This is a genomic window from Caballeronia sp. EK (assembly GCF_014384845.1).
GTDB lineage: Bacteria > Pseudomonadota > Gammaproteobacteria > Burkholderiales > Burkholderiaceae > Caballeronia > Caballeronia jiangsuensis.
The window spans coordinates 40081-66801 of record NZ_JACSUE010000024.1 but is presented as its reverse complement, the minus strand read 5'-3'; the positions used below and the strand labels follow the sequence as shown (position 1 = coordinate 66801).

Annotated in this window: 21 protein-coding genes; 17 read left to right on the top strand and 4 right to left on the bottom strand. The window is 63.3% G+C overall.

Annotated features, from left to right (window positions below):
* Window positions 1–127: 127 nt before the first annotated feature.
* The 7 genes from IAG25_RS37700 to IAG25_RS37670 all read left to right on the top strand — a co-directional run bounded on the left by IAG25_RS37700 (window position 128) and on the right by IAG25_RS37670 (window position 9510).
* Window positions 128–2365, top strand: coding sequence for an ImcF-related family protein (locus tag IAG25_RS37700; RefSeq protein WP_375336568.1), 2238 nt, complete (start codon window positions 128–130; stop codon window positions 2363–2365).
* Window positions 2362–3942 carry a type VI secretion system protein TssA gene (tssA, locus tag IAG25_RS37695; protein WP_187609383.1) on the top strand — a complete coding sequence of 527 codons (1581 nt, stop codon included), beginning with the start codon at window positions 2362–2364 and terminating at the stop codon, window positions 3940–3942. The genes IAG25_RS37700 and tssA overlap by 4 nt, the downstream gene beginning before the upstream one ends.
* 8 nt (window positions 3943–3950) lie before the next feature.
* Window positions 3951–5798 carry a type VI secretion system baseplate subunit TssF gene (gene tssF, locus IAG25_RS37690; RefSeq protein WP_187609382.1) on the top strand — a complete coding sequence of 616 codons (1848 nt, stop codon included), beginning with the start codon at window positions 3951–3953 and terminating at the stop codon, window positions 5796–5798.
* Complete coding sequence (tssG, locus tag IAG25_RS37685) at window positions 5795–6895, top strand: type VI secretion system baseplate subunit TssG (RefSeq protein WP_187609381.1); 1101 nt, start codon at window positions 5795–5797, stop codon at window positions 6893–6895. The genes tssF and tssG overlap by 4 nt, the downstream gene beginning before the upstream one ends.
* A 37-nt stretch (window positions 6896–6932) precedes the next feature.
* Window positions 6933–7436 carry a type VI secretion system lipoprotein TssJ gene (gene tssJ, locus IAG25_RS37680; RefSeq protein ID WP_255504257.1) on the top strand — a complete coding sequence of 168 codons (504 nt, stop codon included), beginning with the start codon at window positions 6933–6935 and terminating at the stop codon, window positions 7434–7436.
* 751 nt (window positions 7437–8187) lie between these two features.
* Complete coding sequence (gene tssJ, locus IAG25_RS37675) at window positions 8188–8946, top strand: type VI secretion system lipoprotein TssJ (protein WP_187609379.1); 759 nt, start codon at window positions 8188–8190, stop codon at window positions 8944–8946.
* A 45-nt stretch (window positions 8947–8991) separates the two neighbouring features.
* Window positions 8992–9510, top strand: a complete 519-nt coding sequence (locus IAG25_RS37670) for an OmpA family protein (RefSeq protein WP_187609378.1) — start codon at window positions 8992–8994, stop codon at window positions 9508–9510.
* A gap of 56 nt (window positions 9511–9566) precedes the next feature.
* Here IAG25_RS37670 and IAG25_RS37665 read toward each other — a convergent pair whose 3' ends face one another.
* Both IAG25_RS37665 and IAG25_RS37660 read right to left on the bottom strand, forming a co-directional pair.
* Entirely contained in the window at window positions 9567–9884 is a 318-nt protein-coding gene (locus IAG25_RS37665; RefSeq protein ID WP_187609377.1) for a hypothetical protein, read from the bottom strand.
* 87 nt (window positions 9885–9971) lie between these two features.
* Window positions 9972–11021 carry a glycosyl hydrolase family 28-related protein gene (locus tag IAG25_RS37660; protein ID WP_187609376.1) on the bottom strand — a complete coding sequence of 350 codons (1050 nt, stop codon included), beginning with the start codon at window positions 11019–11021 and terminating at the stop codon, window positions 9972–9974.
* 259 nt (window positions 11022–11280) lie between these two features.
* Between IAG25_RS37660 and murJ the strand changes: the two genes are divergently transcribed.
* Window positions 11281–12654, top strand: coding sequence for a murein biosynthesis integral membrane protein MurJ (gene murJ, locus IAG25_RS37655; RefSeq protein WP_187609375.1), 1374 nt, complete (start codon window positions 11281–11283; stop codon window positions 12652–12654).
* Between the two features lie 57 nt (window positions 12655–12711).
* Here the strand turns inward: murJ and IAG25_RS37650 are convergent, their stop codons facing one another.
* On the bottom strand, window positions 12712–15846 hold the full coding sequence (locus IAG25_RS37650) for an acetoacetate--CoA ligase (protein WP_187609374.1): 3135 nt from the start codon (window positions 15844–15846) through the stop codon (window positions 12712–12714).
* A gap of 403 nt (window positions 15847–16249) precedes the next feature.
* On the opposite strand from IAG25_RS37650, the gene IAG25_RS37645 reads away from it, so the two are divergent.
* From IAG25_RS37645 to IAG25_RS37615, 7 genes are all read left to right on the top strand, one after another.
* Window positions 16250–17062: an alpha/beta hydrolase gene (locus tag IAG25_RS37645; RefSeq protein WP_255504256.1), complete on the top strand. Its 813-nt coding sequence runs from the start codon at window positions 16250–16252 to the stop codon at window positions 17060–17062.
* 156 nt (window positions 17063–17218) lie between these two features.
* Window positions 17219–17914, top strand: coding sequence for a CBS domain-containing protein (locus IAG25_RS37640; protein WP_187609394.1), 696 nt, complete (start codon window positions 17219–17221; stop codon window positions 17912–17914).
* Between the two features lie 80 nt (window positions 17915–17994).
* A complete protein-coding gene (locus tag IAG25_RS37635) occupies window positions 17995–18432 on the top strand; it encodes a MarR family winged helix-turn-helix transcriptional regulator (RefSeq protein WP_187609372.1) in 438 nt (145 codons plus the stop codon).
* Between the two features lie 58 nt (window positions 18433–18490).
* On the top strand, window positions 18491–19960 hold the full coding sequence (locus IAG25_RS37630; RefSeq protein ID WP_187609371.1) for an efflux transporter outer membrane subunit: 1470 nt from the start codon (window positions 18491–18493) through the stop codon (window positions 19958–19960).
* A 27-nt stretch (window positions 19961–19987) separates the two neighbouring features.
* Window positions 19988–21181 (top strand): HlyD family secretion protein, encoded by a 1194-nt coding sequence (locus tag IAG25_RS37625; protein ID WP_187609370.1) that lies wholly within the window; start codon window positions 19988–19990, stop codon window positions 21179–21181.
* Window positions 21182–21239: 58 nt separating this feature from the next.
* Complete coding sequence (locus tag IAG25_RS37620; protein WP_187609369.1) at window positions 21240–22793, top strand: DHA2 family efflux MFS transporter permease subunit; 1554 nt, start codon at window positions 21240–21242, stop codon at window positions 22791–22793.
* A 145-nt stretch (window positions 22794–22938) separates the two neighbouring features.
* Entirely contained in the window at window positions 22939–23139 is a 201-nt protein-coding gene (locus tag IAG25_RS37615) for a copper chaperone (RefSeq protein WP_187609368.1), read from the top strand.
* A gap of 1015 nt (window positions 23140–24154) precedes the next feature.
* On the opposite strand, the gene IAG25_RS37610 is transcribed toward IAG25_RS37615, so the two are convergent.
* Window positions 24155–24868, bottom strand: coding sequence for an IclR family transcriptional regulator (locus IAG25_RS37610; RefSeq protein WP_187609367.1), 714 nt, complete (start codon window positions 24866–24868; stop codon window positions 24155–24157).
* Window positions 24869–25069: 201 nt separating this feature from the next.
* On the opposite strand from IAG25_RS37610, the gene IAG25_RS37605 reads away from it, so the two are divergent.
* Both IAG25_RS37605 and IAG25_RS37600 read left to right on the top strand, forming a co-directional pair.
* A complete protein-coding gene (locus IAG25_RS37605; protein WP_187609366.1) occupies window positions 25070–25762 on the top strand; it encodes an RraA family protein in 693 nt (230 codons plus the stop codon).
* The gene (locus IAG25_RS37600) at window positions 25762–26706 is read left to right on the top strand and encodes an NAD(P)-dependent oxidoreductase (RefSeq protein WP_187609365.1); all 945 of its coding nucleotides are present in this window, start codon (window positions 25762–25764) and stop codon (window positions 26704–26706) included. Before IAG25_RS37605 ends, IAG25_RS37600 begins: the two co-directional genes overlap by 1 nt.
* Window positions 26707–26721: the final 15 nt, after the last annotated feature.

Genomic DNA, 26721 nt, shown 5'->3' with positions numbered 1-26721 from the left:
GCTCTGGCTGCTGGGATCGATGATCTCCGGCGTTGCCAACCGCTCATCGATGCAGTCAGCGGCCTCTACGCTGCAAATGGCCTCGTCCCCCCACACCGCGACACAGGCGTTGCTCGCGTTCGACACAATGAACAAACAACTCGACACGCTCGAAGTCCACCGCAAAGAAGGCGCACCGTGGCACACACGCTTCGGTCTAAACCACGATGCCGCCCTCTACGACTCTCTCTGGCCGGCCTATCAGAACGCTGCATCGCGCGCCCTGATCGAACCGCTCAGGGCCAAGCTCGAAGAACGGCTGCAACAACTCGCATCACTCTCCGACGCTGAAATCGCCAGCGGCGGCAACACGCAGGTGCAAGCAGCCTACGACACGCTCAAGACGTACCTGATGCTGGCTCATCCCGAGTACGCCGACGCTGCATTCCTGACCACGCAACTGCTGGCGACCAATGCACCAGTGCGACCGAAGAACGCATCGATCACTCAGGGCACATGGGAAGACCTGCGCCAACATGCGATCGCCTTCTATGCAAACCACCTGAAACGCGACGCAACCCCCGCGATCGTGCCCGACGCATCCCTAGTCGCTTCCGCGCGCCAAACGATCATCGGCGTGCGGGGCCTTCAGAACTCGACGGACGCGATCTACCAGCAGATCATCGACGAGACGAAACCAAAGTACCCGCCGATCACCCTCGCGACGCTCTTGGGCGATCACCCGAGCCGCGGCCTCTTCAACACGACGGCTACCGTTCCCGGCGTATTCACCCGCGCCGCATGGGACGAACGCATTCCGAAAGCGATCGACGAGGCGAGCGAACAGCGCACTGTCACAGGCGACTGGGTGCTGTCCGATGCGAAGATCGACAACACCGCGCCCTCGACGCTCAAAGCGGAGTTGCGCCAGCGCTACTTCGACGACTACGCCCGTGCCTGGGCGCAGTTCCTGAACAGCATCCGGTGGCAGAACGCGTCGTCGCTCTCGGGTACGGTCGATCAGTTGACGCTGCTCGGCGATCCGCAGCGTTCGCCGCTCGTCGCGCTCATGAACGCGATCGTCTATCAGGCGAGCGCGGGCGCCTCGACGCAATCGCTGTCGGACAATCTGATCTCGAAGGCCCAGTCATGGGTTGGCAAAGACGAGAAAGACCCGTCTAAGCAAGCGCAGCCACAACTGGCTCCATTGGCGACCGCGTTCGGTCCGATTCTGCGATTGAGCGGCGCCGATCTCACAACGGCGCCAGCCGCAAACGGCAAGACACCTGCGCAAACGATTGCGTTGGGCGAACTGAGCCTGCCGCGCTATCTGGAGCGTGTGACGGCGATGCGCCTGAAGACGCAGCAGATGATGCAGAGCGCCGACCCCGATGCGATGTCGCGCACCGCCGCGCAAGCGGTGCTGCAGGGCAAGACCTCAGATATCGCCGACAGCCGCGACTACGCAAGCCGTCTCGCCGCGAGCCTCGGCGAGCAATGGTCCGGCTTTGGCAGGCTGTTCGAAGCGCCGCTCGATCAGACGTGGCAAGTCGTGGTGCAGCCCGCGTCATCGAGCTTGAACGAGATCTGGCGCACGTCGATTGTCGCCGACTGGAATCGTGCGTTCGGCGGGCGCTATCCATTCGCCGACTCCGACAATGACGCCTCGCTGCCGGATATGGCGCGCTTTCTGCGCATCGACAACGGCGTGATCGCGAAATTCATCGCGACGCAGCTTGCCGGTGTGATCGAACTGCAAGGCGATCACTGGGTGCCCACGCAGGGTGCGAATCAGGGAACGCTCACGCTCGATCCGGCGTTCCTCACGGCGCTCAACAAGCTCATGCGCGTGTCGACCGTGCTCTTTCCTACGGGCGACGCGCGTGTGCGCTTCGAGTTGCGCGGCGTGCCGACGCCTGGCATCACCGACATGAAGCTCGTGGCATCGGGCCAGCAACTGCACTACTTCAACCAGTTGGAGCAATGGGTGCCGTTCGAGTGGCCCGGTCAGGCACTCGACAACAACGCTCAGTTGCAGTGGCAAACGGAGGAAGGCGGCTTGCGCTCGACGATGTACGCGCAGGGCCGCTTCGCGCTGATTCGCCTGCTGGAACGCGCCAAAGTTTCGCAGCAGGACAACGCGCGCTACGTGCTGTCATGGACGCCCGATCAGGGGCTCAGCGCACCGCTTTCGGTGCAACTGCGCGCGGAGGCGGACGCCGGGCCGCTGGATGTGCTGCAGTTGCGTCACTTCACGCTGCCCACGCGAATCTTCGTGACGAAGACCGTCGCAGATAAACCATCAGGGCCGACACCTCCACCTTTGCCGCCAGGCGCGCTCGCCGCCGCGCAGAAGGTCGGCGTGCCCTTGCCGGAGACCAAATGATGCTGGCCGGATTGTTGAAGACGTTGTTCCCATCGCGCGATGCGGAGCAGATGAACCGTGCGCGGCTCGAAACGTGGAGTGGTTGGCTCGCGCCATTCGCAGGCGATGCCGTCGTCGGCCGCGACCCCGGCTACGAAGACGCCTTTTTCGAGCTGAAGGATGAAGCGGGCAAGCTGTCCGATATCGATGACGTACTGATCATCCGCTCGTGCGAGCAACTGACGAGGGATGTCGGCAAGGATCTGCGCGTCGCGGGCTTTTATGCGTTCGCCCGCCTGCGCCAGGACGGCGCGGCCGGTTTTGCCGACGGACTGGAACTCGCCGCCGCGCTGATCGATCGCTTCGGCGAAGCGCTTCATCCCGCGCGCGCCGAAGCGAAGAAAGGTGCGCTCGACATGCTCGCAACCGCGCGCATCCTCGATCTGCTCGATGCTCGCGGCGCGTTCGCATCCGCCGATCTGGAGCGGGCGATAGCCGCGCTCGATGTGATCGTCGGGCGCACGAATACATGGAACGAGGCCGCGCGCCCGACGCTGCAAACACTCGTCGCGCGCTTCGAACGTAAAGACGATGCCGTCCAGAGTGCGGAGCCGAGCACGACCGCTCCCATCCCCGTCGGCTCGACGTTGCCAGCGTCGGGGCCGATCGCCTCTGCGCGTGATCTGCTCGATCAGGCTCGCACGATGGCCGCGTGGCTGCGCGATCAGGAGAACGGCTATCTGCCATCGACTCGGCTCGTGCGCAGCATCCGCTGGGACACGCTGCATGAAGTGCCGCCCGCGGACGCCAGTACGCGCACGCGGCTCGTGCCGCCGCGCAGCGAGATTCGTCAGCAGTTCAAGCGGCTCGTGCTGCAGAAGCAGTGGAACGAGCTGCTGGAACGCGTCGAAGGCGCATTCATGGAAGGCGTCAATCACCTGTGGTTCGATCTCCAATACTTCCAGCACGTGGCGCTCGATAACGTGGGCGCACCCTACAACGCATGGCGCGATCTGTTGCGCGCCGACTTCGCTCTCTTTCTGGAGCGCCTTCCTGGTATCGAGCGTCTTGCATTCAACGACGGCACCCCGTTCGCCGACGACACCACGCTCGAATGGATCGCACGTCACGCGGTCGTGCGCAATCTGGAAGCGGGCGAGAGCGTGGCGAGCTTGCCCGTATCCGCCGATCACGAAGGCATCGCGAGCGACTGGCCCGAGATCGAAGCGCAGGCGCGCGATCTCTCGACGCGCGAAGGCATCGAGGCCGCTTTTGCGTGGCTCGAGGCGCTGTCCGGAATGAAGACCGAACGCCATCGCTACTTGCAGCGGCTCGTGATGGCGCGCATCGCGGAGAACGCAGGCCGCGTCGATACGGCGCTCGCGCTCCTGACGGAACTCGACACAGCGGCCAACGCGCTGCCGCTCACACGTTGGGAACCGGCGCTGATCTTCGAGGTGAAGCAGCAACTCATGCGCGCCCTCAAAACGCAAGCCACGCGCAAGGACGCCGACAAAATCGCCCTGACGAATCGCATCAACGAATTGCGTAACGAACTGACCGTGCTCGATCCGGCGCGCGCCCTGACCTTGTCGTAACAAATCCAATGAACAAAGACACATCGCTCGACGTCCACAACGACGCTGCTCAACCCGACCCGGTTCTGCGCTACTACGAAGCCGAAATGCGCTATCTGCGCGAAGCGGGCCGCGAATTCGCGCGCGCACATCCGGACCGTGCGCGCATGCTCAATCTCGATCGCGTGGGCGACCGCGATCCCTATGTCGAACGCCTCTACGAAGGCTTTGCGTTCCTGACCGGCCGGCTCCAGCAAAAGCTCGACGACGAGCTGCCCGAACTCACCGAAGGTCTCGTGAGCCTCTTGTGGCCACACTACCTGCGGATGATTCCATCGCTTTCGATCGTGGAGTTGAGTCCGCTCGGCGAGAAACATCAGCGCACCGAGCACGTGCCCGCGGGCGTCGCGGTACGCTCCGCGCCGATTCCGGTCGTCAAGGAGTCGGGCGACGGCACGACAGGGAAGACCGTCCAGTGCCTGTATCGCACGACGCAGCCTGTCGATCTGCATCCGTTGCGCCTTCTGCGCGCGGGGCCGTCCGTGCGTCACGATGGCCGCTCGGTGATTCGCCTGGCCTTCGAACTGGATCACTCGGCCAATCGCAAAGAGACGGATCTCTCTTGCCTGCGCCTGCACCTGAGCGCAGATCAGCCGACGGCATTCGCCATGCATCTGGCGCTCACGCGTCAGGTGCATGCGATCGAATGGCGCATCCCCGAGGTGCGCGATGGCGAAGCGCTGCCGCTCAAAGGCCTGACGATCGAACCGGCGGGTTTCGCGCCCGACGAACGCCTGTGGCCGAAGTCGGACGCCGCTTTCTCCGGTTATCAGTTGCTGCTCGAATACTTCACGTTCCGCGAGAAATTCCTGTTCGTCGATCTTTGCGGTCTGGACGTGGACGCGCTGCCCGAGAACTCGACGCACTTCGAACTGGATATCGTGCTCAATCAGACGTATCCCTCCGATCAGCGCTTCAGCAAGGATAACGTCCGCCTCTTCTGCACGCCGGTCATCAACCTGTTCGAGCTGGATGCGGAGCCGGTCGTGATCGATCATCACGAAACCGAGTATCGCGTGGTGCCGGCTGGGCATCAGGGCGAGCACGTCGAAACGTATTCGGTCGATGCGGTCGAGGCATTCGATCACCTCACCTCCGAGCGATACGAATACGTGCCGTTCGCGACCTTCCGGCATCGCGGCGGCATGTTGCGGCATGAATCGCCTGAACGGTATTTTCATACGCGCGTGCGCCCGGGCATGGACGGGCTGCACGAGACGTGGCTCATTCTCGGCGGTAACGCGTGGGAAGCCATGGAAGATTTGCCCGAAGAGAGCGTGTCATTGCGTGTGACGGGCACGAACGGCATGTTGCCGCGCAAGGGTCTGCGCGAAGCGCGTCTCGACGAACTGGCGGAAAGCACGCCGAACGTCGCTGGCGTGAGAAATCTCATCGCGCCGACCTTGCCGTTGTATCCACCGACAGGCGATCGTTTCCAGTGGCGCGTGCTATCGCATCTCGCGCCGAACTTTCTGTCGATGATGAACGCGGAAGTGCTGCGCGGTGCGCTCGCGCTCTACGACTGGACCAATGACGAACTCAATCGCCGGCGTCTGGCGGGCATCCTGCACGTGTCGGAGGAATTGCTCGAAGAAGTCACCGGCGGCGCGGTGGAGCGCGGTGTGCTGATCGAAGTAACGCTCGATTCACAAGCATTCTCGGGCGAGGGCGACGTCATGCTCTTTGGCGAACTGCTGCATCGGTTCTTCGAACTGTACGCCGAGGTGAATCTGTTCACGAAGCTCGCGATCGTGAGTCTGCCGACGCAGGCGCGTATCGATTGGCCGCGCAGCAAGACTCATCGGGCACCGCTATGACGCCGCGCGATATTCCCGACATCGAGCCGCTGGTCGCGGCTTTGCTCGCACGTGCGCCGCGCATGAACTTCATGCAGTTGTGCAGACTGCTCGAAGCGCGCGCGCCGGATCAGCCGGGCTTCGGCCAGCGTGACACGCTCGAACACGAGCCGGTGCGATTCCGGCCGCGTCCGCGCATGGGTTTTCCGGCGGGCGAGATCGCCGGCGTCGAGTTCGATGACAACGACGACGACTTCCACAGCGTCCCCTTGGCGCCGACCGTGCGCACGACATTCATGGGCTTATACGGCGTGGACGCGGTGATGCCCACGCACTACCTCGACGATATCGTCCAGCGCGAGGAAGGGCACGAGGCCGTCGAAGCGTTTCTCGATCAGTTCAATCACCGGATCGTCACCCTGCTGTACCGCGCGTGGAAGAAGTACCGCTATCCCGAGACGTTCGGCCACGGCGGCGCCGATGCGCATTCACGCAATCTTCTGTGTCTCGCGGGCCTGGGATGGGGTAACAAGCCCGCCCGATCAGGCTTGCCCGATGCGCGCGCGCTGGCGCTGCTCGGCCTGATGATCCAGCGCACGCGCACGCCCGAGGGATTGGCGGGCGTGGTGGCGCTGGGCGCGCCGGGCATCGATGTGCGCGTCGATGAATTCTGGCCGGTAGCCAAACGCGCGGGCAAGGCGCAACCGTTGACCGCAGCAACCTCGAACGAAAACGATAAGCGTCGCGGACTCGGTGGCGGCTATGTGCTTGGCAAGCGTCTGCCCTATCGCAGCCGAGCGGTGCGCGTGACGCTCGCGCCACAGAACGCGCAGCAGGCGAGAGATCTGTTGCCCGGCGCATGGCTGCATCGCGATGTGATGGCGCTGCTGAAAATCTATATCGGCACCAAGGCGGATGTGCATCTGCGCATGCAGATGTCTTCGCGCTTCGCGCCGGAGCCGTCGGTGGGTCAGCAACGGACTGAAGTCGCGCCGCGTCTTGGCTGGACCGTCGTGCTGCCCGCGCAGCAAGAGCGCGTCATCACGGTGGAACTGGGCGTGTGCGAGGCGTTTCCGTCGCCGCAGGCCAATCCGTATCTGCAACCGCGTGCCGCATGAGATACAGGAAATGTTGAATCCACAAACAGCAGCCGCGATGTTCATAACCCTCTCTCTGTCGGGATGCGGCGTGTGGCAAGCCGCATCCGACTCGACGGTGAACGCCTACGACACGGTATTCCATAACCGTGGCAAAACGGTAGACATCGATCTGACCGCCCACGCCGACCTGAATCGGGATGACGCGGGGCATGCGAAATCGGTGGCGGTGCGCGTGTATCAGTTGAAGGATCGCAAGCGTTTCGATGACGCCTCGTACAACGATCTCCTCAACAACGACGACACCTTGCTCGCGCAGGATGTGCAGGCACGTACGGCGGTAGTCGTCAATCCCGGCGGATCGGCGAGCACGTCGCAGCCGATGGAACGAGAGACGAAGTTCGTCGCGATCGCCGCTTTCTATCAGAACGTCGGCAAGGCGGGAGCGTGGAGGCTGATCGTACCGACGAAGAAGCTGCCGGACGATGCACCGCTGAAGCTGACCTTGTCGGACAGAACGCTCGACATATCCAATGACAACGCGAAGCCCGCCAGGAAATGAACGAAGTCCCGTCTTCGGACTACAACCCGAATCTGATGATGCGGCGCGCGCTGAATGCGCTCCTTCAGGACGGTTTGCAACGTCTCCAAAGCGCTGCCCGCGAGCGCCACGGCGAATGTCTCGATACCGCTTATACCGGACCGCAGAGCTACTATAAATTTCGCTGCGCCGAAGGACATGAATGGGAGCAGACGGCAGCCAGGACATTGCAGGGCAATTGGTGCAAAGCCTGTGTGCGGATCGAAAGGCAGACGCCGCTCGGCGTGATGCATGTAATCGCCGCGTCGCGCAATGGACGTTGTCTTTCGCTCGAGACGCGAACGGAAAACGTGAAGCTGACGTGGGAATGCCAGTCGGGCCACGTGTGGCAGGCTCGTGCGGAATCGATCAGACACGGCGCCTGGTGTCCGAAGTGCGCGGCCCACGAACGTCAGAAGCTTCGCGCGGATCAAGCCCTTGACGTCAAGCTGCAACGTCGCGTCAGAGCGTCCGCTGCACACTCGTCGCTCCATCCCGCGCTGGTCAGATTGCATGATTACGCATCGAAGCTCGGATGGCGCTGTCTCGCTCAAGCGTGGTCAGGCTACTACACGCATTACGACTTCGAATGCGAGAACGGTCATCGAGAGAAGCGCGCAGCATCGCAGTTCATGTTCGGCAAGCGCCATCGTCCTCGATGCGCTCAGTGCGAAGCCACTGAACATGGCGAATCCAATCAGAAAACAACGTAGCAGAGCAGGTTCACGAAACGATGCAAAACAGACTCGACGCTTCACGCAATTTCACCGGGTGCGCGCGCGTGCGGCTCGCCACCGCGGTCGCCATCGCGACGCTCACACTGGCCGGCTGCGGCGCATGGCAGGCCACGAAAGACAGCACCGTCGGCGCGGCCCAATGGCTCTTCACGACGCAGGTCAAGTCGATGAACGTCGATCTCGACGCGCGCGCCGCATTGAACGAAACGACGAGCGGAAGACCGCTCTCGACGGTCGTGCGGTTCTACCAGTTGAAGGACTCGAAGACCTTCGCGCAGCTCGAATACATTCAGTTGCAAAACAACGACCTCGAATTGCTCAAGACGGACCTCGTCGCGACGAAGGACGTCGTCATGCGTCCCGGCGCGAGCGCGAGTCTGCGCGAGCCAATGGAGAAAGATGCCGAGTACGTAGGCGTCGTGGCGTTCTTTCGTACGCCTGACAGTGACGGTGTATGGAAGCTGTTGATTCCGAAGCAGCAATGGAAAGACACAGATCCGGTGAAGATTCAGGTACAAGGAAACCGGCTCGCCTATCAGGGCGCGAATCCAAAGCCCATAACGCGCGATACGCCGCAGCAGTCCGTGCCCGCTTTGGCCGCGTCGGCCGCATCGGCGGCATCGAGTGTCTCGGATGCATCGGCGACGGGCAAGGCCGCGTTGCAGAACCTGAACACCGCGGCCGACGCAGTCAAAAGCGCGAAAGCAAGCGCAAGCGCTGTGCCCCGCAGCGTCAGTGGATTGCTTTCGAACTGAGCAGTGTCTGAACCACAACCCTTTACCACCACAGCAGGAAGCAACATGAAGCAGTTCCTCTCTCTCACCGCGTGCGCGCTTTCGATCTCCCTTTTGTCGGCCTGTGCCACCGGCCCCGATCGCGACAAGGAGATCGCCCTCAATCAGCAAGTAGGCATCGAAGTCACGCAAACGCCCGAGGGCGTGCAAGTGCGTCTGCCCGACCGCGTGCTGTTCGACTTCGACAAATCCGGTCTGCGCGGCGATTCCGGACCCGCCATCCAGCGCGCGGTCGTGTTGCTCAAGCGCAGCAAGAAGTCCGTGATCGTCGAGGGTCACACCGACGATACCGGTACGCACGAGTACAACCAGGCGCTCTCCGAATCGCGTGCGCAGACTGTCGCGGGCGCGCTGGAAGAGCGAGGCATCGCATCCTCGCGCGTCACCACGAAGGGTTTCGCCTACGACCGCCCCGCAGCAAGCAACGCCACCCCCGAAGGCCAGGCGAAAAACCGCCGCACGGAAATCGTGGTGATCGGCGAATCGCTCGACGCGATCATGGGCAAGCCGGCAAAGCGGAACTGACGCAAGTCACTCGCTGATCGGCGAGCGCCGTCGGAGGTCGGCTGAAAATCGGCCGACTACCTCCAGTATCCAGCCGCGTAATGCCGATATCCCCATCCCGGACGCCCGCCCCAATAACCCACCGCGACAGACGGCGCATACACCGGAGCGGGCGGCGCGTAATAAGCGACTGGCGGCGCATAGACCGGAACCGGCGCAACCGGCGCAAAGGGCGCCACCGGAATCACGGGCGCGTACGGAGCAACCGCCACGACAGGCGCGACAGGCATAACCGGCATCCCCACACTCATGCCGACGAACACATGCGCCTGAGCGCTACCCACCAGTCCGACACCAAGCAGCGTAGCGACGGCGACATAACCGATTTTTTTCATGATCCTTCTCCTGGAAACGCGGTGCGGCATGATCACGCATCGGTTGAGAAGGATTGTGGGCGTCGACAATGAGCGAAGAATGAGCGCTCATTCAGTCCCGCAGTCGTTGCAGGTGTTGTCGATGTACCTTGCCGCCTTGCCGCGCTCGGGCGGGCTGACCTGCATATAGCCGCCGTCGAGGATGTTATGACGGACGACGTTCCCGCTATAGTCGACGCCGCCCTCGCCATTGGACCCGCCCGTGATATTGCCGCCGTTGATCATGCGGTTGCATTCGAGGACGTTGCCGCCGGTGTCCTGCGTGGCGTCGTTGTTCTCGGGGCCCATGCGGCAGTTATCGGCCAGATTGTAGGCAATGCGTCCCTTGACCGAGCCAACCAGCGCGATGCCGTAGAGCGGGCAGTTGGCGAACGAGTTGAACACGAGAACAGCGCCGGTCCCGCCGCCTTGCCCTTCGGTCTGGAACATCGACTGGCCGAAGAAATCTCGGAAGCTGTTGCCCGCGAGCGTGAAGTTGTCAACCGCGCCGTTGGTCTGCACCGGAATATCGTAATGTCCGGGGCTGTCCCAGTCACGGATGCGGGTCGGATTCGCGCCCACGAAGTTACAGCCGACGAGACTATTCCCCGTCGACGGACCCTCGAAGTTGAACATGTTGCTGTCCTCGCGGACCGTCTTCTTGAGCGTGGCGCCGGGCTCGCACTGGATATGGCGGTTACTGGCCGTGATGACCACCGTGTGATTCAGCACATAGGTGCCCGCGGGCACGAGCACGTCGCCGGCATCGATCGCGGCCTGAAATGCTTTGGTGTCGTCGGTCTTGCCGTTGCCAGTGGCGCCGAACGCCTTCGGGCTGCGCGGATCGACCAGTTTGGGCGGCGTGAAGGAAGTGTCCGGGCAACTCGCTGTCGCCGGGACCGGCGAACTGGTGAGGCTCGCGCGATGGGCGCCGCTATCGCGTTCGTCTCTGAACTGCCGCCACCAGCGCATGAGGTTATGCAATGTAAGGCGATCCAGGAGACGGCCATCGTCCCAGGCAGCGTAGACCGTCTGAAAGTGTCTGGTTACGCCGGGTGTGTTGATCACGAGCAAGGAAACGACAATCAATATCACGCCAACCACGATCGATTTCTTCATTGACATCCCATGCACGCTTTGGATTTCTCGATGGCGAGGCCTCGGTAAGCCGTCGCGCAGCCGCAACTCTCGCACGTTATGGCTGCCGACTTCTGCCCGGTAGCACACCAGGCGAGCGTGCGAGATGCTTGCGCCAAACCGCATCATCGCGCGCCGGTGGCGTGGCGAACAGTCCGCCCGTCACGTTTGATGCACGCTCCCTCGGTGCGCAAGCGGCCAGCCGGTCCTGCGCGGATCGGGTTCATTTGCCGGAGGAAGCGTGCTGACCGCAACAGTGCAATCGCTAAGGGAGCGTCTGCTTGGCGTTCATCAGGATCACAAGCGCATCGCGAGGAGCGCTTTCGTCCTGCTGTTATTCGTGCTCGCCGGGAAGTTCATCGGCGCATCGAAGGAAATGGCGATCGCCTACCGATACGGCATCAGCGGCACCGTCGATGCCTATCAGCTCGCACTCACGCTCGTCACCTGGCTGCCCGCGACGATCACGAACCAGTTGAGCGTGCTGCTCGTTCCCGCGCTCGTCGCGCTCAGAAACGACAAGGCCCGGCAGAACCAGCTTCTCGGCGAACTCGAAGGGGCGGGACTCGCCATCGGCATCGTGTTTTCGTTGCTGCTCTATTTTTTCTGGCCTCACATGGTGGGCTTCTTCTCGGGAAGCCTCGCCGAATCGACCCGCGAGATGTGCCGTCAGATGGTCGTCGGGATGACGCCGGTCGGCGTGCTGGCCTTCACGATCTGCATCTCGGCCGCCCGGCTCCAGGCCTCCGAAAAGCACATCAACACGCTGCTCGAATGCGTGCCGGCGATCGCGTTGCTCGTTTTCGTGCTGAGCGCGCGCGACAACACGTCGACCATGCCGCTCATCGTGGGCACGACGATCGGCATCGTGATCCAGGCGGCGTGGCTCCGGATACTCGCGAAGAGAGCCGATGCCGTGCCCGCGCGTCCGCGTCTGTCGCTGCGGGCGAAGGAGTGGCCGGGCATGACGCGCTCGATGGGCATGCTGTTGATCGGCTCGGTGGTCGCGAATCTGTGGCTTCCCGTCGATCAGTATTTCATGGCGCATATGGGCGATGGCGCCATCGCGACGCTCGGCTACGCGAACCGCCTCCTCTCGCTGCTCGTGAGCATGGGCGCGATCGCGATCAGCCGGGCAACCTTGCCGATCCTTTCGGAAATCCTGCATCGGGGCGATCATGCGCGGGCGCGCAGCACGGCCATCAAATGGTCGTTCGTGATGCTGGCCGTGGGATCGGTCGGCGCCGCGATCGCCTATATCTTCGCGCCGTATGCGATCAAGCTGTTCTTTCAGAAGGGCGCGTTCACGAGCGAGGACACGATCGCGGTCACGAGCCTGTTCCGCTTCGGGCTCTCGCAGATACCTTTCTCGTTCGGGATGTGCGTGCTGATCCAGTTGTTCGCGAGCGAAGCGCGCTACAGGGCGATCACGGTCATTTCCGTGCTGGGCTTCGCGACCAAGCTGGCCGCCAATGCGGTTCTGATTCGCTTCTACGGTCCGCTGGGCGTGCCGCTCGGCACCGGAGTGGGCGCGGCCAGTGTGCTGGCCTGCTATCTCTTCTGGACCCGCTTCGCGCCGCCTTATGTCGGCAAGAGCGAGCAAGGTCACGACTGATCGCGGGATCGTCGGCCGCTCCATATCGGCGAGCGGCCGACGATCCTGCCAGCACTTCTACGCGCGCCGGACCATGACGCTGTGACCGCGGCGCTGCACTTCCGACTCGTCTTCCACGCCGTACTCTCTGTCGAGCGCGGCGGCGGCGGCGTAGACGCCCGGCTCTTCGATCACGCCCGCGTGATTGCCCGGCACTTCCGCGACTGTCAGCCCGCCGCGTGCGATCTTGCGATACAGCGGCAGCGGATCGCCCCGGTCCTCGTCGCGCAAGGCCGCGCGCACATAGACGATCCGCCCGCCCGCGTACGGCTTCGGCCGATAGTTGTTCATCGCGGTGCGGCACGTATCGCGCATGCGCCTCAAAACCGGCGGCATGGGATCGGCGGCGGCCGGTGCCGCCTGCGCCTGCGGCACACGGCCGAGCCGCATCGCCACCTTGTTCACGGCGGCGTGGAACTTGGCCGCCGCGAAACCGATGCGCGCTTTCGGGGACATGCCGGAGAGCGTCTTCAACAGCCGGCTCGCATAATCGCGCCTGAATTCGAGCAACGCGAACCACGGCAGCCAGCGTTCCTGCACGTAGGTGTCGAGCAGACACACGAATTCCGTGCGCTCGCCCGCGCCGAACAATTGCTGCGCGATTTCGAGCGCGATCAGTCCGCCGAAGGAGAAGCCGGCGAGCGCATACGGCCCGCTTGGCTGAACCTTGCGAATCTCGTCGACGTAGGTTTTCGCCATTTCCTCGACGCGGCGTTGCGGCGGCGTTTCACCGTCGAGCCCGACCGCTTGCAGACCGTACACCGGGCGCGGCCTGCGCAGGCTCCCGATGAGTCGCGTGCATTCGAGCACCGAGCCCGTCACGCTGTGCACGAAGAAGAGCGGCGCGCCGTCGCCTTCGCGCATCGGCACCAGCACTTCCGATGTCTGCGGCAGCGCGCCGTTTTCGATCACGTCGGCGAGTTTGGCGATGGTCGGCGCGCGCAGCATCGTCGCAAGCGGAATCGGGCGGCCGATGACCGGCTGCAATTCAGCGAGCAGCCGCGCCGCAAGCAGCGAATGTCCGCCGAGCTCGAAGAAATTGTCGTCGCGGCCGATCGGCGCGAAGGCGAACAACTGCTCCCATTTGGTGCGCAGCAGCCGTTCCAGTTCTTCACGCGTGGCGTAGGTCTGCGGCGAATCGGCGGAGCGAGGCTGCAGGGCCGGGTGCGTGCGGATCGCATCGAGCGAGGCCGGATTGCGCAGCGCGGCGGCGTTGGTCACGTCGAGTCCGTTGACCGCGTTGCGCACCGCGGCTTCCGTGAGCTTGCCGCTATGCGTGACCGGCAGGTCGTCGACGGCCGCGATCACGTCCGGCACGTGCGCAGCGGACGTGCGGCGCACGAGATCGCGGCGAATCCGCGCGATCAGCGTCCCGTTGAGCCGCGCGCCCGGCTTCAGCGTGACGAGCAGCACGAGACGCTCGCCGATGGGATTGCCCGGACCATCGGCGCTGGCGGCGTCGCGCATGCGCTGCTGAACGACGATGCCCTCGCGTATCTCGGGAATGTCGTTCAGCACGCCGTAGATCTCGCCCGGCCCGACATTGATGCCGCGCACGACGAGCACGCCATCGCTGCGTCCGTGCAGGCGCGCGGTGCCTTCCGGCGGAAACTCGATCTGGTCGCCATGCGTCCATACGCCGGGATTCGCGCTGAAATACGCCTTGTGAAAGCGCTCGCCGTCCGGATCGTTGAGAAACCCGAGCGGCCGCGACGGGAACGGATTCACGCACACCAGTTCCCCGACGCCTTGCGCACGCGCGCCATCGCGCCACGCCTGGACATCGAACGCGAGACTCTTGCACTGCGCTTCGCCCGCATACACGGGAAGATTCGGATTGCCGAGCACGAAGCAGCCGAGGATATCGGTGCCGCCGGAAATGGATTGCAGCCGCAGCGGCTTCACGTTGTTGCGGACCCATTCGAACTGCGCGTCGAAGAGGATCGCGCCGGTCGACATCATCGAGCGAAGGGCGCTCAAATCGAACTCACGCGCTGGCACGAGACCGGCGTCCTCGCACATCTTCAGATACGCGGGGCTCGTGCCGAACACGTTCACGCGCTCTTCGGCGACGATCCGCCACAACGTATCGACCGATGCGATCGGCCCGTCGTAGGTCACGATTTCGACGCCCGATGCAAGCGCCGACAACTGCCAGTTCCACATCATCCACGCGCAACTGGTGTGAAAGTACATGCGCTCGCCCGGACCCAGATCGCAGTGCAGCCGATGCTCCTTCAGATGCTCGATCAGACTGCCGCCCGTGCCGTGCACGATGCACTTCGGCTTGCCGGTCGTGCCCGACGAGAACATCACGAAGAGCGGATGATTGAAGTTGAAGCGCTTCCATTCGACGCGGCGCGGATCGCCGGCCGCGAGCAATGCGTCGAGCGAGTTGACGGGCGGCGCGGCGCGCAGGGCCGAAGGATCGCCGTCGAGACTGACGATGCCCGCGAGCGTCGGCAGCGCGTCGGCGAGCAAGGCCATTTTTTGCGCGAGCGGCGTGCCGGTGTCGAACGGCTGTGCGGCCGTATGCGCGAACAGGAAACGCGGCTCCAGTTGCGTGAAGCGGTCGAGCAGCGTCTCGATGCCCATCTCGGGCGCGGCGGTCGACAGCGTCGCGCCGATCGCGGTCACGGCAAGCGCGGTGACGATCGCATCGGCGTCGTTGCGCATCACGCCCGCGACGCGGTCGCCTTCGCGCAGGCCCAACTGCGTGAGCGCATCGGCGAGGCGGGCGACGCGCGCGCGCAACTCGCCGCGCGTCAGATGCACGCGGCGTCCGTCGGCATGGCAGGCGGTGAGCGCGGGCGCATCGGCGGGGGCGACGGCGAAGTCGAGCAGATTCTCCGCATAGTTCAGTGTTACGTTGGGGAAGAAACGCGCTTGCTCGCATATATCGCCGACGCACACGGGCTCCGCTTCGCCCGACCACTTCAGTCCCTGCGTCCATTGCATGAAACACTTCCAGAAGACGCGATAGTCCCGGACCGAGAAGTCGTGCAGTTCGTCGTAGTGTGTGAATGGCCGGCCCGTGTGTGCCTGCAGCGCCGCGGTGAACGCAGTCATCTGAGACTGTGCGGTGCGAACGGGTTCCTGGTCGAAAATCGGCAGGCGTGCTCTCGCCTCGTTGGGCGGTTCCGAACGATCCATGTGAAGCTCCCTCAGCGGTTATGGCAATACCGAGTCCCGACGGCTTGCCTTATTTTTCTTGACTCTTTGAGTTGTGCGCGGCGCCTTGGGCGCTCTCGATATATGAGGTCCGATTCCGGGCGGACCGGTGTCATCGACGATGAAGCGTATCCAGCCAGATCGTGTCGTAATGTGCGGAGAGATACAAAAGTCGTCGGCTGGTTGCAGGCACGTGTCAGGAATCGGTATGAATGACACTTGATGCCGTGCATCACGCCATGCAACAGATTGGAGAACGAACTATATGCTTGCAAAAAGCTTTCGATATCTTGCGTACGGACATTCGCAATTGCACGGCGTCTAATGGCAGTTGGAAAGTTGGAGAACAGACGGCAATATGCATTTCCCGGCAAGAAGAAAATTCATGGCGCTCGCGCTGGCAGCATGCGTGGGCGGCGTGGTCGCGACGCGCGCGTTCGAGCACGGCACCGAGCGCGCCGACGGCATCGCCTATGGCAAGGAGCCGCGCGAGCGGCTCGACGTCTACGCGCCCGAATCACGCGATCGCGCGAATCTGCCCGTCGTCGTGTACTTCTACGGCGGGGGCTGGCAGAGCGGGCATCGATCGGACTCGCGCGACGTCGGCGAGGCGCTCGCCGCGCACGGCATCGTGACGGTCGCGCCGGATTACCGCATCTATCCGGAGGCGGTTTTTCCGGGCTTTCTCGATGACGCCGCATCAGCCGTGCGCTGGACGCGCGATCACGCGCACGAGTTCGGCGGCGATCCCCGGCGCATCTTCCTGATGGGTCATTCGTCGGGCGCGCATATGGCCGCCTTGCTCGCGACCGATCCGCGCTATCTGGCCGCGCAGGGCATCGCGAACACGTCGCTTGCGGGGATGATCGGACTCGCGGGGCCGTACGCCGCCATCCCGACGAGCGACCCGCACATGGACGAGATCTTTCCGGCGGCATTGCGCGCGGGGGCGTTGCCCATCGCGTTCGTTTCGGGAAAGGAACCGCCGATGCTGCTCGCCGCGGGCACGGCGGATACCGATGTCGATCCGCGCAACAGCGATCGCTTCGCCGAGGCGTTGCGCGCGCATCACGATGCCGTCGTGCTGAAGAAATACGCGGGCTACGGCCACGATACGGTCGTCAAGTCTTTTTCGGCGAAACGGCGCAAGGATTCGCCCGTTCTCGCCGATGTCACCGCGTTCATCGACGCGCATTGAGCCGGGCCGCGTCCGTCGGCCGCAGGTGTGCTCCAGCGAAATGCTTGATGCAGGTCAACGGTTGAAAGTACGGCGATCCTTAAAGTGATTCCGGACTTGCGCGAGCAGAAGCGCGCATGCCGATACGGCCTCGTCAATCGACTTCCGGAGCACATGATGCAAGCACGCGATGTAATGACTTCCCCCGTCGTTTCCGTCACGCCCGAAACCAGAGTGCATGAACTGGCGCGGTTGCTCGTGGAGCATCGCATCAGCGCTGCGCCCGTCGTCGATCAGGAGGGGCAGGTCGTCGGCATGGTCAGCGAGGGCGATCTGCTGCATCGGGAAGAGATCGGCACCGAGAAGCGCAAGCGCCGCTCGTGGTGGCTCGACACGCTCGGCTCCGACGGCGGCGCGGCCGACTACATCAGGTCGCATGCGCCGACGGTCGGCGAAATCATGAGCCGCGAGCCGATCTGCGTGACAGAGGAGACGTCGCTCGCCGATATCGCCGCGATCCTCGAAAGCCATCACATCAAGCGCGTGCCGGTGTTGCGCGAGGGCCGTCTCGTCGGCATCGTCAGCCGTTCGAATCTGGTGCAGGCGCTGGCGTCGTCGCTCGCCATCGAAGCCGCGCCGGACGCGCTGGCAAGCGATGCGGAAATCCGCGCGATGCTGATGGGCGACCTCGCGGGACGCGGCTGGGCGTTTCCGGGGCGCAATATCGTCGTGCGCGATGGCGTCGTGCATTTGTGGGGCACGGTGTGGTCGAGAGATCAGCTCGACGCCATGCGGATCGCGTCGGAAAGCATTCCGGGCGTGAAGCGCGTCGAAGATCACACGATTCCCTATCCGATCATGCCGGGTCTCTAAGTGAAGAAATAGACGTTGACAAAATCTGACTTTGCAGTAAAGTTACGTTCCATGGCAGTTCGCCGCACTGGAGAACAGGCATGGACCATTACACTCCCGAAAGCTTCACACTGACGCAGAGCGTCGGTTTCGCGGTCAACAAGGCGCGCAACCTGCTGGCCGCGGAACTCGACGCCGCGCTGAAAGATCTCGGCATCACCACGCAGCAAATGGGCATTCTCATGTCCATGCGCGGCGGCAAGACGCAGACGCCGTTCGAACTGTCGAAGCTGCTCGGCATCGACACCGGCCTCATGACCCGCATGCTCGACAAACTCGAAGCCCGGGACTTTCTGCAGCGCACGCGCAGTCTGGAAGATCGCCGCGTCGTGAATCTCACGCTGACGAAGGCAGGCGAGAAAGTCGCGGCGGAGTTGCCGCATATCGCGCCGGTCGTGCTGAACAAGCGCCTCAGGAAGTTCACCAAAAGCGAGTTCCAGGAATTCCGCCGGCTGCTGAACAAGTTTCTCGAAGACTGAGCGCGCGGCGCACGGCGTCCGCGCATTTTTTTCGTCCATTTATCTGACAGGTCAGAAAATGAAAAAGCAAGAAAATCGCAGCACGTTCGGTTCGCGGTTCGCGCGGACCGGCGTCACGTTGATGGTCGCCGCGGTGCTTTCGGCGTGTGCGAACTACGCAGGCATCCATAGCGACAAGGAACCGGCGCAGCCGCAGGACTACGCGACGCAGCAGAGCCTGCCCGCCGACGAGGGCCGCTGGCCGGCGTCCGACTGGGCCGATCAGTTCGGCGATGCGCAACTGCGCGCGCTGCTCGACGAAGCCCTCGCCGGCAGCCCGACGCTCGAACAGGCGCGCGCCCGTATCGCGGCGGCGTCGGCGTATAGCGAAACCGCGAAGGCGGGGACGATGCCGCGCGTCGATGCGTCCTACTCCTACACACGCCAGCGATTTTCCGAGAACGCGCTCGTGCCGCCGCCGTACGCCGGGTCGTGGCAGTCGGAGAACAAGGGGCTGCTGTCCGCTTCCTACGATCTCGATCTGTGGGGCAAGAACCGCGAGGCGCTCAAATCCGCCGTGTCGCAAGTGCAGGCGAGCCGCGCCGACGCGGAAGCCGTGCGGCTCGCGCTCGACACGTCCATCGCGCGCACGTACAACCAGCTCGCGCGGCTCTATGCGCTGCACGACATCGCGCAGAGCGAGGTCGACGAGCGCGACAAGATCGTGCGCATCACCGCGGGCCGCATCGCCAATGGGCTCGATACCGAAGTCGAACGCAAGACCGCCGAAGCCGATCTCGCGTCGAGCCGTTCGGCGCTGTCCGCGCTGGATGGCCGCATCGTCGCGACGCGTTATCAGCTCGCCGCGCTGCTCGGCAAAGGTCCGGACCGTGGCTTGTCGATCGCGCGTCCGCAACTCGGCATCGGCGATGAAGTGCGTCTGCCCGGCAATCTTCCCGCCGATCTCGTGAGCCGCCGACCGGATATCGTCGCGGCGCGCTGGCGTGTCGACGCGATGACGCACGACATCAAGGAAGCGAAGGCGGAGTTCTACCCCGACATCAACCTGAGCGCGTCGCTCGGACTCGACGCGTTCGGCTTCGGCCGGCTGCTGACGGCGGCGAGCCGCACCGTGTCCGCGGGTCCGGCGATCCATCTGCCGATTTTCGACGGCGGCGCGCTGCGAGCGCAACTCAAGGACCGCTACGCCGGCTTCGACTACGCGGTCGCGACCTATGACCAGACACTCGTCACCGCGCTGAACGATGTCGCCACGAACCTCTCGCAGATTCGCTCGACCGATGCGCAACTCGTCGATGCCAACGTCGCGCAGGACGCCGCGCACAGCGCGCAGCGACTGGCGCTCACGCAATACCGCGCGGGCCTCGCGAACCAGTTGACCGTGCTGAACGCCGAGACCAACGCGCTCGCGTCCGAACGCGCGGTCGCGAATCTGAAGATGGACCGGCGCGATCAGCAGATCGCGCTCGCGGCCGCGCTGGGCGGCGGCTACACGGATACATCAGCCGATGCGCTCGCCGCACGCTGATCGGCCAACACGGAACGGAGCACTGACATGAGCGACACCATCACCACCGAACGCACGGACGCGAATCAATCGCCGGCCGACACGACGACCCAACCGCGCAGCAAGCGCAAGCTGCTGCTCTCGCTGCTCGCGGCGGCGATCGCGATCGGCGGCGCGGGCTGGGGCGGCTATTACTACACGACGGGCCGTTTCTTCGAATCGACCGACGATGCCTACGTCAGCGGCAATCTCGTGCAACTGACGCCCGAAGTGAGCGGCACGGTGATCGCCGTGAACGCCGACGACACGCAGATCGTCCATCAGGGCGATCCCGTCGTCACGCTCGACGCCGCCGACGCGAAGGTCGCGCTCGCCAATGCCGAGGCGAATCTCGCGCAAACGGTGCGGCAAGTGAGCAGCCTGTACGTCAACAACGCGTACTACGCGGCGACGGTCGCGCAGCGCCAGTCCGATCTGACGCGCGCGCAGTCGGACCTGAAGCGCCGCATGGCGATCGCCGAAACCGGCGCGGTCTCGGGCGAGGACATCGCCCACGCGCGCGACGCCGTGAGCGCCGCGCAGGCTGCGCTCGACGCGGGCCGGCAGCAGGCCGAGTCGAATCACGCGCTGACCGATCGCACGTCGATCGAACGGCATCCGAACGTGCAGGCCGCCGCCGCGAAGGTGCGCGACGCGTGGCTCGACAACGCGCGCAACACGCTGCCCGCGCCGGTGACAGGCTACGTCGCGCGCCGCTCGGTGCAGGTCGGCCAGCGCGTCGCGCCGGGCACGCCGCTCATGGCGATCGTCCCGCTCGACGGCGTCTGGGTCGATGCCAATTTCAAGGAAGTGCAGCTCGCTCATATGCGCATCGGCCAGCCGGTCACGCTGACCGCCGATGCGTACGGCTCGAAGGTGAAGTACCACGGTCATGTCGAAGGATTTTCGGCGGGCACGGGCGCGGCTTTCGCGGTGCTGCCCGCGCAGAACGCGACCGGCAACTGGATCAAGGTCGTGCAGCGTCTGCCGGTGCGCATCCGGCTCGACCAGCGCGATCTGGACGCGCATCCGCTGCGCATCGGTTTGTCGATGCAGACGGACGTGGAGACGCGCGACCAGTCCGGCACGCAGCTCGGCGCGGCATCGACGACTTCGTATCGAACCGATGTCTTCAGCCACTACGGCGACGAGGCGAACGCGGAGATCGAAAGGATCATCGCGGAAAACGTGACGTCACGTTGACCCGCATTTTTTCGTCTGAATATCTGACAGGTCAGTCATCAACAAATCAGGTAAAGCCATGAACCCGACCACGCAACCTGCGCCGCTGCAAGGCGGCAAGCTCGTCCTCGCGACACTTGCCGTTGCGCTCGCGACCTTCATGAACGTGCTCGACTCGTCGATCGCCAACGTCGCGATTCCGACGATCGCGGGCAATCTGGGCGTCTCGGTCGATGAAGGCACGTGGGTCATCACGCTGTTCGCCGCCGCGAACGCCATCTCGATTCCGCTCACGGGCTGGCTCACGCAGCGCGTCGGCCAGATCAAGCTGTTCGTCTGGGCGATCCTGCTGTTCGTCGTGTCGTCGTGGTTGTGCGGCATCGCGCCGAATCTGCCCGTGCTGCTCGCGGCGCGCATTCTGCAAGGCGCGGTGGCCGGCCCGCTGATTCCGCTGTCGCAGGCCATTCTGCTCGGCTCCTATCCGAAGGAGAAAAGCTCGACCGCGCTCTCGCTCTGGGCGATGACCGCGACCGTGGGCCCGATCGCGGGCCCGGCGCTCGGCGGCTGGATCACCGATAGCTATTCGTGGTCGTGGATCTTCTACATCAACATTCCGGTCGGGCTGTTCGCGGCGGGCGTGACATGGGCGATCTATCGCGAGCGCGAAACGCCGGCGAAGCGCGTGCCGATCGACAAGGTCGGACTGATTTCGCTGATCGCGTGGGTGGCGTCGCTGCAGATCATGCTCGACAAGGGCAAGGACCTCGACTGGTTCAATTCGCCGGTGATCGTCGCGCTGGGCGTGTTCGCGCTCATCAGCTTCGTGTTCTTTCTGATCTGGGAGCTGACGGAGAAAAACCCGGTGATCGACATCAAGCTTTTCATGGGACGCAACTTTCTGGGCGGGACGGTCGCGATTTCCGTTGCGTATGCGGTGTTCTTCTCGAACCTCGTGCTGCTGCCGCAATGGATGCAGGAGTATCTGAACTACCGTTCCGTCGATGCCGGTCTCGTTACCGCGCCGCTCGGCATCTTCGCCGTGATACTCGCGCCGGTGATGGGCAAGCTGATGCCGCGATCCGACGCCCGCGTGCTCGCCACGCTCGCGTTTCTCGGTTTTGCCGCGGTGTTTTTCATGCGCTCGCACTACACGACCGGCGTGGATACGTTCACGCTCGTCGTGCCGACGCTGCTGCAAGGGATTCCGACCGCGCTCTTCTTCGTGCCGCTGACGGCCATCATCCTGTCGGGCCTGCCGCCCTCGAAGATTCCGGCGGCGGCGGGCTTGTCGAACTTCGTGCGCGTGTTCGCTGGCGCGGTCGGCACATCGCTCGCGAGCACGGGCTGGAATGACCGGACCATCCTGCATCACTCGCAGCTCGTGGAGCAGGCGAGCGTGCATAACCCCACGTTCGTCGATGCGATCGGTTCGGTGCAGAGCACGCTCGGCGGCAGTCCTGCGCAGGCGCTGGCGTTCTTCGAGCGCTCGTTGACGACGCAGGCCGCGATGCTCGGCCTCAACGATATCTTCTGGCTGTCCGCGGTGATTTTCATCGCGATCGTGCCGCTCATCTGGCTGACGAAGCCGGGCAAGGGCGCGGGTGCGGGTGCGGCGGGGGCTGGGGGGCACTGAGCTGCGGCGCGGGATTTGTGCTTGTGGCGCAAGACTGTTCGTCTTGTGCGGGTGTGCAAATCTCGGGTGAATGCGCCTAGATTGGGTTTGTAGATCCGCGATGCGGATGGTTGCATCGATTCTTTAACTACCGGAGTAGTGCGAAATGAAATTCTCGGTCAAACAGGAAATTCACTCGGAAGATGTCGCCACGCTGGAGCATGCGATGAAGACTGTCGATGTGGACGCGAAAGTTCATGTCGATATCGATGGGAAACTGGTTAGCGTCGATTCGTGGCTGATGCCTGAGGAGTTTATCGTTGCTTTTGTTGATGAGGAGTATGACGTTAGGATTGTTGAGGGGTAGGGGGGGGAAGGCTCTATGCGGGGTTTTGGAGAGAAGGGTTGTGGAGAGGCTCTAGTCGGCCGACGGCGATGTTTGCCGGCAAGCGATCTTGGACGTTCGCGCTTCGGAAACGAGGCGGAGGAGGAAACGGAAGTCGCGAGGGCGGGGGATGGCAGTTCATCGGCCTTAGCCGACGTTCGGCGTTCAACTGCCGTGGGGCTGCAGCGCGCAGCATTGCTGTCATTCGCGATGCGGTGCAGTCGAATGTCGGCTTCCGGAGACGGCCGACAGGTCTTGACGACCCTGAAAAGGCAATCGCTAGTCCGCGCCGCGATGGGCAGGTTGGCTGGTTCGGCGCGCAACGGTCGCCGGCTATGACCGGTGGGCTGAAACCTCTCGGCCGAAGCCGTCGACCGCAAGACCAACGCCACGGTGAATAACCGGCCGCGTCGCGGATGCATTAGATGCTACCTTTCAAGCAGATGGCGTCTGGCACCTTCACCGCTCCGGAAACGCGGGGCCTACATCTGCGACTCTCTGTTTTATGGTTCGGCATGACCTCGCATCCCGGAGCGAAAGGGCGACTTTGCACGGAAGCGAGTAGTCGTCAAGCAGCATCGTGCAGTTGACGAATTTCACACTCGACGGTAGCGCTCAGAATGCGGTTGGCTAGTCTTCGACAGGTGAAGCATATGCTATGCAACTATGCTGGCTGTGGGTTGAAATAAATCGACTCGGTAGCCAATGCAAGATCCGCTGCGTCAATCCCATGCCCGGCAACCTTGAATTGTTTTCTTGTACGGTCGTAGAAATGATACGGCTCCAGTTCCCGGTCGGTAAGAAGGATTACTCGTCGCCGATGCTTTCCATTGAGCGACTTGGCAAGCTCTATCTCCTGCGGAGTAAGCGGAGACAGCTTCGCCAACAAAATGAACGTCTCGAAACCTTTCGCGAGCACTCGGCGCGAGCCATCCGTTCTGCCACAGTATCTACACGCCTCGATAAGTACATGGCCGCGTTGTCGGGCCTCGCCGGTTTAGCGGATGGCGTAAGTGAACTCGCAGAACGCGATACTTGCTCCGAGCTTTCGCGACAGGTCTGAGGCCGCGTTGAGTTGCAGCGCGGTCAACTCGCCGGACTTGTGAGCGGCGTTAAGTCTCGACGCTGGTCCGGAGAGCGTGAGGGCGGCCATGAACTTGTCCGATGCTCCAAAAATCGGAGTGGCGAACGCGGCGGTATGTTCATCTCGCGCGCCTGAAGTGAAGAGCGGCAAAGAAGGAGCTTTCTCGTAAAGCGGCTCGCCAAGTCCCCAGTATCTCAGCACCTGGCTGATCGCCGTGTCATCCAGAGGCAAGGATGTTCCCGCAAGCCTGGTCTCTCTCAGACCTTCAGACGGCTCCACTCGGAAAAGGCAAAGGCGCTGCGTCTTGTCGATGACGTAATACGACGCGCTTTCCTTCGTCGAGACGGCAAGGGAGTGCAGGATCGGTTCGACGATCGTGGAGAGGTGGAAAGACTGCTCGTACAGCTTTCCAAGATACAGAACCCGATGACCGAGAGAATAGGATCCTGCTTCGGACCGAACGACATACCCCATCCGTTCGAGCGAGTTCATCAGCCGATAAACAGTCGTCTTGTGCATGCCCGACGCTTGCGCGAGCGCGGCCAATGAAAGCGACTCCACACCTGGTTTGAAGCAATCGAGCAGCGAAAGCGCCTTTTCAACCGCTGCCACACCTTCGTTTCCCACGTTTGTTCTCCCCGTCGCTTGTCTCGTCGCCGCATTTTACACAGTAAAACATTATCGGCGAAGGTGTACATAGTACAACTGTGTTGCACACAGTAAAAGGGTTAACTCCGATGGCGTCGCGTCGAAGCCGTGATTAATATAATTTCATTCTGTACACCACAGTTGTACCAGATAAAACATCAACCAAGGGTGATTTCCAAAATGAGCACGACGTCCAACTCTTCCATCGACCGCAGTGTCGAGCGCGTGAGCCCCGAACTCGTGGAGGCCGCTGGCAAGTTCCAAGCAGCCATTCTCGCCGACGTGGCGGGCCGCCGCGGAACGCTCAACGGCCGCGTGAAGCCGCTCGCGCCGACGATGAAGGTAGCGGGACCCGCCGTCACCGTCGAAGTGCGGCCGGGCGATAACCTGGCCATCCATGCAGCGCTCGCCGTGGCCAAGCCAGGCGACGTGATCGTGGTGGATGGAAAGGGCGACGTCAGCTGCGCCCTGATCGGAGAGATCATGGCGACTCAGGCCCACGCCACAGGTATCGCGGGCTTCGTCATCGACGCCGCCGTGCGCGACTCACACGAACTCGCGCAAGGCGAGTTTCCGGTATTCTCGGCCGGCCTCAATCCGTGCGGACCGACCAAAAGCGTCGCAGGCCGCGTCAACTTTCCGATTTCGGTGGCGGGCGCCAGCGTCAATCCGGGCGATCTCATTGTCGGCGACGCTGATGGCGTCGTCGTGATTCCGAAGGACGACGTTGCGCGCATCGTCGAACTCGCGCAAAAGAAGCTCGACGCCGAAACCGCCCGTATCGCGGCGATCCGCAACGGCGACACGCGTGCCGGCTGGCTCGAGAAGGAACTCCGCGCGGCGGGCATGCTCGCGGAAGGCGAGGTGCTGTAATGGCCGCGAATTCTGCCAAGCCCGTGCTGCTGGTGACGGCAGCGGACCTCGCTCCTCAAGCGCTGGAGATGCTCGACGATTTTGAACTCGTGTTCGCCGGCAAGCAGCCGACGGAAGACGACGTCGTCACGCTGTGTGCACAGTACAAGCCGGTTGCCATCATCGTTCGGTACGGGAAGGTCAATGCCCGCATCATGGACGCGGCCGAGAACCTGCAAGTCATCTCCAAGCACGGCAGCGGCATCGACGTGATCGACCAGGAAGCCGCAGCGGCACGCGGCATTGCAGTTCGCGCCGCTGCCGGAGCCAACGCCGCGGCCGTGGCCGAGCACGCGTGGGCGCTGATCCTGGCATGCGCGAAATCGGTTCCTCAACTCGATGTGCGCATGCGCGCGGGTCACTGGGACAAGTCGACACACAAGTCCTTCGAACTCGAAGGACGCACGCTCGGACTTGTCGGACTGGGTGCCATCGGCCGTCGCGTCGCGAAGGCGGGTCTCGCTTTCGGCATGCAGGTTCAAGCGTTTGACCCGTTCGCGAAGGAGACACCCGAGGGCGTCAAGCTCGTGTCGCTCGAAGATATCTATTCCACGTCGGACATCGTTTCGCTGCATTGCCCGCTCACCGCAGAGAACCGCGCAATGCTCAATCGTGAAGTGCTGACCCGGTTCAAGCGCGGGGCGATTCTCGTCAACACCGCGCGTGGCGGTCTCATCGATGAAGAAGCCTTGATCGAAGCGCTCGCAAGCGGTCAATTGCGCGCAGCAGGGCTCGACAGCTTCGCCGTCGAGCCGATGACGACGCACCCGTTCCAGTCCGTTTCCAACGTCATCCTTTCACCGCACATCGGCGGAGTGAGCGATGCCGCGTACGTGAACATGGGCAAGGGCGCGGCAGCGAATGTCCTGGCCGTGGTCGCGGAAAACGCGCGCAACGTGGCCTGATTCGGTAAGAGAGGT

Excerpts from the sequence above, each read along its gene's own strand:
- tssJ (WP_255504257.1), top strand. The coding sequence starts at position 6,933 with ATGTTCATAACCCTCTCTCTGTCGGGATGCGGCGTGTGGCAAGCCGCA.
- IAG25_RS37615 (WP_187609368.1), top strand. The coding sequence starts at position 22,939 with ATGAAATTCTCGGTCAAACAGGAAATTCACTCGGAAGATGTCGCCACG.
- tssA (WP_187609383.1), top strand. The coding sequence starts at position 2,362 with ATGATGCTGGCCGGATTGTTGAAGACGTTGTTCCCATCGCGCGATGCG.
- tssJ (WP_187609379.1), top strand. The coding sequence starts at position 8,188 with ATGCAAAACAGACTCGACGCTTCACGCAATTTCACCGGGTGCGCGCGC.
- IAG25_RS37630 (WP_187609371.1), top strand. The coding sequence starts at position 18,491 with ATGAAAAAGCAAGAAAATCGCAGCACGTTCGGTTCGCGGTTCGCGCGG.
- IAG25_RS37600 (WP_187609365.1), top strand. The coding sequence starts at position 25,762 with ATGGCCGCGAATTCTGCCAAGCCCGTGCTGCTGGTGACGGCAGCGGAC.
- IAG25_RS37700 (WP_375336568.1), top strand. The coding sequence starts at position 128 with ATGAACAAACAACTCGACACGCTCGAAGTCCACCGCAAAGAAGGCGCA.
- tssF (WP_187609382.1), top strand. The coding sequence starts at position 3,951 with ATGAACAAAGACACATCGCTCGACGTCCACAACGACGCTGCTCAACCC.
- IAG25_RS37620 (WP_187609369.1), top strand. The coding sequence starts at position 21,240 with ATGAACCCGACCACGCAACCTGCGCCGCTGCAAGGCGGCAAGCTCGTC.
- IAG25_RS37670 (WP_187609378.1), top strand. The coding sequence starts at position 8,992 with ATGAAGCAGTTCCTCTCTCTCACCGCGTGCGCGCTTTCGATCTCCCTT.
- IAG25_RS37640 (WP_187609394.1), top strand. The coding sequence starts at position 17,219 with ATGCAAGCACGCGATGTAATGACTTCCCCCGTCGTTTCCGTCACGCCC.
- tssG (WP_187609381.1), top strand. The coding sequence starts at position 5,795 with ATGACGCCGCGCGATATTCCCGACATCGAGCCGCTGGTCGCGGCTTTG.
- IAG25_RS37605 (WP_187609366.1), top strand. The coding sequence starts at position 25,070 with ATGAGCACGACGTCCAACTCTTCCATCGACCGCAGTGTCGAGCGCGTG.
- IAG25_RS37635 (WP_187609372.1), top strand. The coding sequence starts at position 17,995 with ATGGACCATTACACTCCCGAAAGCTTCACACTGACGCAGAGCGTCGGT.
- IAG25_RS37665 (WP_187609377.1), bottom strand. The coding sequence starts at position 9,884 with ATGAAAAAAATCGGTTATGTCGCCGTCGCTACGCTGCTTGGTGTCGGA.
- IAG25_RS37650 (WP_187609374.1), bottom strand. The coding sequence starts at position 15,846 with ATGGATCGTTCGGAACCGCCCAACGAGGCGAGAGCACGCCTGCCGATT.
- IAG25_RS37645 (WP_255504256.1), top strand. The coding sequence starts at position 16,250 with ATGGCGCTCGCGCTGGCAGCATGCGTGGGCGGCGTGGTCGCGACGCGC.
- IAG25_RS37625 (WP_187609370.1), top strand. The coding sequence starts at position 19,988 with ATGAGCGACACCATCACCACCGAACGCACGGACGCGAATCAATCGCCG.
- IAG25_RS37660 (WP_187609376.1), bottom strand. The coding sequence starts at position 11,021 with ATGAAGAAATCGATCGTGGTTGGCGTGATATTGATTGTCGTTTCCTTG.